Source organism: Mesorhizobium sp. M7A.F.Ca.CA.001.10.2.1 (assembly GCF_003998575.1).
In the GTDB taxonomy this organism is placed as follows: Bacteria; Pseudomonadota; Alphaproteobacteria; order Rhizobiales; family Rhizobiaceae; genus Mesorhizobium.
This window is the reverse complement of sequence record NZ_RZQY01000498.1, coordinates 1-4,509: the sequence shown is the minus strand read 5'-3', so window position 1 is coordinate 4,509 and position 4,509 is coordinate 1. Positions and strand designations below refer to the sequence as shown.

Sequence of the window (4,509 nt, the reverse complement as noted above, 5' to 3'; positions counted from 1 at the left end):
TCGCACATCACCGACTTCGAGTGGCAGCGCTATTTCGTCAGCTGATCATGCCAGGGCGTTCCAGCGTAAATCTACACGCTTTGCGACACCGGAGAAATCAAGGCGTTATCGGAGATACGCTCCAGGCGTACGAAGGCCGTCAGCGGCAGGTGGTCGGAGGCAACGCGCGAAAGCGGCGTGTCATGCGCGTTAATGGCGGCAATCATGCCGTGCCTGTTGGCCATGATCCGGTCGAGCGCCAGCAGCGGCAGGTTCGACGGGAAGGTGGGGACCGCCGGCGGCTGCGGGCCGAACGTTGCATGCAGCGTGTTGAGAGCGGAGCGGTTGCCAAGCCGCCATTCGTTGAGGTCGCCGAGCAGCAAGGTCGGTCTTTCGTCCGGGCTGTTCATCAGGTCGAGCACGACGCGCGCCTGCTGGGAGCGCGAGCGGCGCAGCAGGCCGAGATGGGCGGCGATGATGCGCAGCGTCTGGCTTCCATCGAGGTCGATCTCCGCCACCACCGCGCCGCGCGGCTCCAGTCCCGGAAGCTTGATCTGGTGCACGTCGCGAACGACGCCCTTCTTGAACAGCAAGACGTTGCCATGCCAGCCATGGCCCTTGCCTGTGGCCGAAATCGGCACCGGAACCAGGCCGGTTTCCCGTTCGAGCCGGGGCAGGTCGAGAAGCCCATTACGGTCGCCGAAGCGATTGTCGGCTTCCTGCAGCGCGATGAGATCCGGATCGATTTCGCGGATGACGCGGATGGTCCGTTCCGGGTCGAATTTCCTGTCGACGCCGATGCATTTGTGGACATTGTAGGAGGCAACCAGCGTGCCGGTGGTGGCTGTCGTCTTGAGTGCGGCGGCATTCGCTTTCTGCATCCGGCGGTCACGAAGGGACAGAAGCATGCTTGCCGGGAGGCTGCGTCCAATTCTGTGCATCTCTGTGCTGCTCGTCCTCGCTGGCATCAATTCAGAAGCCGGATACAGTGAAAATAGGCAATTTCCGCGTATGTTCCATGACGGACGAGTTCCTCAAGCGCACCTCCGCCTTAGAGATAGGGTGAACCGAGCCACAATACCCGGTCGAACAGCCTGATAAGAAACGGCCGGGCTCGCAAAGCTTCCAGCGTCACCGGCACGGCGGAGGCGATCGCCGACCCGATCCGCGCCTCGATCTCGCTGGCAAAGCCGGCATCGAGCACCTCCAGGTCGATCTCGAAATTCAGCCGCAGCGATCGGGCGTCTAGATTGGAAGAGCCGACATAGGCCCACACGCCGTCGATCGAAAGCAGCTTCGAATGGTCGAACGGTCCCTCGGTGCGCCAGACACGGCAATAGTGTTTGAGCACCTGATCGAACTGCGCCATCATCGCGCGGTCGACGAGGAAAAGATTGTTCACCGCCGGCACCACGATGTCGATTTCGACCCCGCGCCTGCCGGCGGTGATCAGCGCGCTGATCAGTTCCCGATCCGGCAGGAAATAGGGCGACATCACGCGTATAGACTTGCGGGCGACCGAGAATGCACCGATCAGCAGCTTGTGGTTGGTCTCGTTGCTGGCATCCGGGCCGGAAGCGACCGCCCGCACCATCATCGGTGCGCCTGGCGACGGCGCCAGCGGGGCGATGCGCCAGGCGTCGCCTTTCAGCGCCTCGTTGGTGGCGAAGCGCCAGTCCTCGGCGGCGACCGAAAAGAGGTCGGCGACGATCGGACCGGTCACCCGGAAATGCGTGTCCCTGGCGCTGTTGGAGCCGGCGAATTCGGCGGAGAAGCCTTTTCGGATGTTCATGCCCCCGGTGAAGGCGGCGATGCCGTCGACCACCAGGATCTTCCGGTGGGTCCTCAGATTGGCGTAGGGCAGGCGCAGGCCCATGACGATGTTGCCGTTGAAGACATCGGCGGGGATGTTGGCCTCGCGCAAATGCCCCAGGATGCTCGGCACCGAGTAGCGGGCGCCGACGGCATCGATCAGCACGCGGACGGTGACGCCGCGGTGGACGGCGCCGGCAAGCGCCTGGACGAAGAGCAGGCCGACGGCGTCATTGTCGAAAATATAGGTCTCGAGCAGGACGCTGCGCTCGGCACCATCGATGGCCGCGCACATGGCGGCATAGGCCTCGTCGCCGGTCTCCAGCACATCGATTGCATTTCCAGGATTGAGCGCGCGCCGCGCCACCCTGTCGCCCAATGTCCGCAAGCCCGTGAATCGTTGCCCGTAGCGCTCGACGATCAGGGCCTCTTCGACAGCGACGTCGCGCTCGTGCTTGGCGGACATCGCGCCATCGGCAAACGGGCGCTGGGCGGTGATCGTGGCGCGGCGAATGCGGTTGATGCCGGCGACGGCATAGATCAGCACGCCGAGGATCGGGGACAGCACCATCACGCCGACCCAGCCGGTGGCGGCGCGGACATCTTCCTTGGTCATGACGGCATGGACGATGCCGACCGTCGCCATCACCACGGAGATGATCGCCAGAATTTGCGGCCAGTGAGTCGCCAGGGTCGCCAACATGCCGAGACTATCCAGCGAGCGGTTGCAGAAGGCAATGCAGCCGCTCGTGCCGTGCATTCGGTGGATGGTGGCATGCGGCCCTGGCTGAAGAGTTCGACCGGCCGCAGAGATCGATGGGTTGAAGCACCCCGATAGATCCTGTCAGAAGGACAAACCTGACCCAGGGGAAGCATAAAGCCTGGCATCGTCCTGTTCTTCCCAGGCCCACCGAAGCCTCTTATGCTTTGGTACCACCTCTATTGTATATCAGGAGGAATGAATTTAGTTATATAAACACTTTGATTGATGGCGAGGGGGGCGCTGAATGATGAAATTCAACTTCGATGGACCTCCCGGCGATGACGCAGTTGCCGACACGTCGGCAGAATGCCAACGCCAATTGCTGCCTCTCGTCCGTGAGATCGTTCAGGCAGCGGTCGCTGCCGGGTGGAGCGAGGAGGACGTTCTTCTGGGGTTTGTGGAACTTACATGGGATTTGTACGAGAATCGTCGCGACGATCTGCAATGACCGGCAGCCGATCGGGTAGCTCTACATTGCCTTGAAGGGCTGCTGAATTGGTCGAATTACCCAGACCTGAAGCAGGGCTCCGAACTCAGGCCAACCAGAGGCCTCGCGGCAGCGGGCTCGGTGTTGGCACTTTTGCGCTGGCAGCTTTCACGATAGGAATTTTTTCTTGACTCGGTGACCTCAGCTAAGGTATAAATTTGTGCATGGTGCTGATTTGCGCCAGTGACCCGCCGAACAGGCGGGTTTTTCGTTTGATGCTCCGTCAGCCTATGCGCCGGCGAAGGTTCCGAAATGGTCCAGTCCTTGCCTTGTTGACTGGTCCGTCTTCTTATCCCGAACAAAATTTTTTCTTTGCGTACGGATGTTATTCACACTCCGCGCCATGTGCGTTACGTTGGATCCGGGTCGGGCTAAGGGGGATTTCAGGCGGCGGACAAGCGGCTGAGGCCAGGCAATGAAAAATACGGACGATGCTCGGGAAAGCGGCGTTTCCCGGGGCGTCAATCGAGAACGGACAGCTCGATTTGTCCTGGACATAATTCCTGAAAGCGCCGGGCCCAGGAGGGCCACCGCGCGGGGGAGTGTCATACCCTCCGTCCGCGATCCCGTCTCGCAGACATTCATCGTTCGCCGTCCGGCCGGAACGATCCGATGAATGGCGATGCCGGCCGGCTTCGATCAATCACGAATTGTTTTTCGGGGGAACGAGGAGGAAGGCCTCCGGTTGAACCTCATCTGGGACGTGTCAGGAGGCCGAAAAATGCCGGGTGATGATGGTTTCCCCGGACCGGCTTCCGGAACCAATCTGCGACGGCCGACGCTCAACGCGAAAGGCGGGCTTTCGGTCCGCAGCACACGCCGCGTGCAGGAATTTCTGGACAAGAACTTTACCCGCAAGCTGGCGCTTGCCGAAATGGCCGCTGTTTGCGAGCTTTCGCCGTACCACTTCATGCGGGCTTTCTCGAGGACGTTCGGGGTGCCGCCGCACCAGTATGTCCTCGAGCTGCGGCTGGATTTGGCTGAAAGACTGCTTGCCGACAGCCGCATGACGATCGCCGACATCGCGCATTCCTGCGGATTTTCAAGCCAGAGCCATTTTACCACCGTGATGAAGAAATACCGCCAGGTGACGCCGCTGCAGCTGCGGGTGGGCAAGCTTAACGCCAAGGTTAGATGAGGTGGCGCTTAGGTCGTTGCTTTATTTCTTGGTTTTAAAGCATTGGCTAAGGTAACAAGCCGTTAACCTCTGCAGGTTTGCTCCGATCTTTTCTCACAAGGCAGCAATTTCGTGAAATACCGCGGGCAGGAATCATGTCTTCCTGCGGTGGAACGGAATTGTCAGACATTTCGTGCCGGCCAGCGGAGAGGGAACCATGACCGACAACCAGATTTCGAACGGCTCGCTTCTTGTTCAGCGTCGCGCGGCGCATTTCGCCGGGCACTGGATCGCGGGGGCCGATGTCAGTTCCCGCTCGGTTCGCCGCCGCCTGATGGCTGTGCTACGGAT

General features: G+C 60.9%; 4 protein-coding genes. 2 read left to right on the top strand and 2 right to left on the bottom strand.

Annotated elements, in window-relative coordinates; genetic code table 11:
• Nucleotides 1-71: 71 nt before the first annotated feature.
• Together EN964_RS25735 and EN964_RS25730 are read right to left on the bottom strand one after the other, a co-directional pair.
• Nucleotides 72-920 (bottom strand): endonuclease/exonuclease/phosphatase family protein, encoded by an 849-nt coding sequence (locus tag EN964_RS25735; protein ID WP_127271470.1) that lies wholly within the window; start codon nucleotides 918-920, stop codon nucleotides 72-74.
• A gap of 110 nt (nucleotides 921-1,030) precedes the next feature.
• Nucleotides 1,031-2,494 carry a phosphatidylserine/phosphatidylglycerophosphate/cardiolipin synthase family protein gene (locus EN964_RS25730; RefSeq protein WP_127271959.1) on the bottom strand — a complete coding sequence of 488 codons (1,464 nt, stop codon included), beginning with the start codon at nucleotides 2,492-2,494 and terminating at the stop codon, nucleotides 1,031-1,033.
• A 304-nt stretch (nucleotides 2,495-2,798) separates the two neighbouring features.
• Here EN964_RS25730 and EN964_RS25725 point away from each other — a divergent pair, with 304 nt between their 5' ends.
• Both EN964_RS25725 and EN964_RS25715 read left to right on the top strand, forming a co-directional pair.
• The gene (locus EN964_RS25725; protein ID WP_164749109.1) at nucleotides 2,799-3,002 is read left to right on the top strand and encodes a hypothetical protein; all 204 of its coding nucleotides are present in this window, start codon (nucleotides 2,799-2,801) and stop codon (nucleotides 3,000-3,002) included.
• A 655-nt stretch (nucleotides 3,003-3,657) separates the two neighbouring features.
• Complete coding sequence (locus EN964_RS25715) at nucleotides 3,658-4,179, top strand: AraC family transcriptional regulator (RefSeq protein ID WP_127271838.1); 522 nt, start codon at nucleotides 3,658-3,660, stop codon at nucleotides 4,177-4,179.
• Nucleotides 4,180-4,509: the final 330 nt, after the last annotated feature.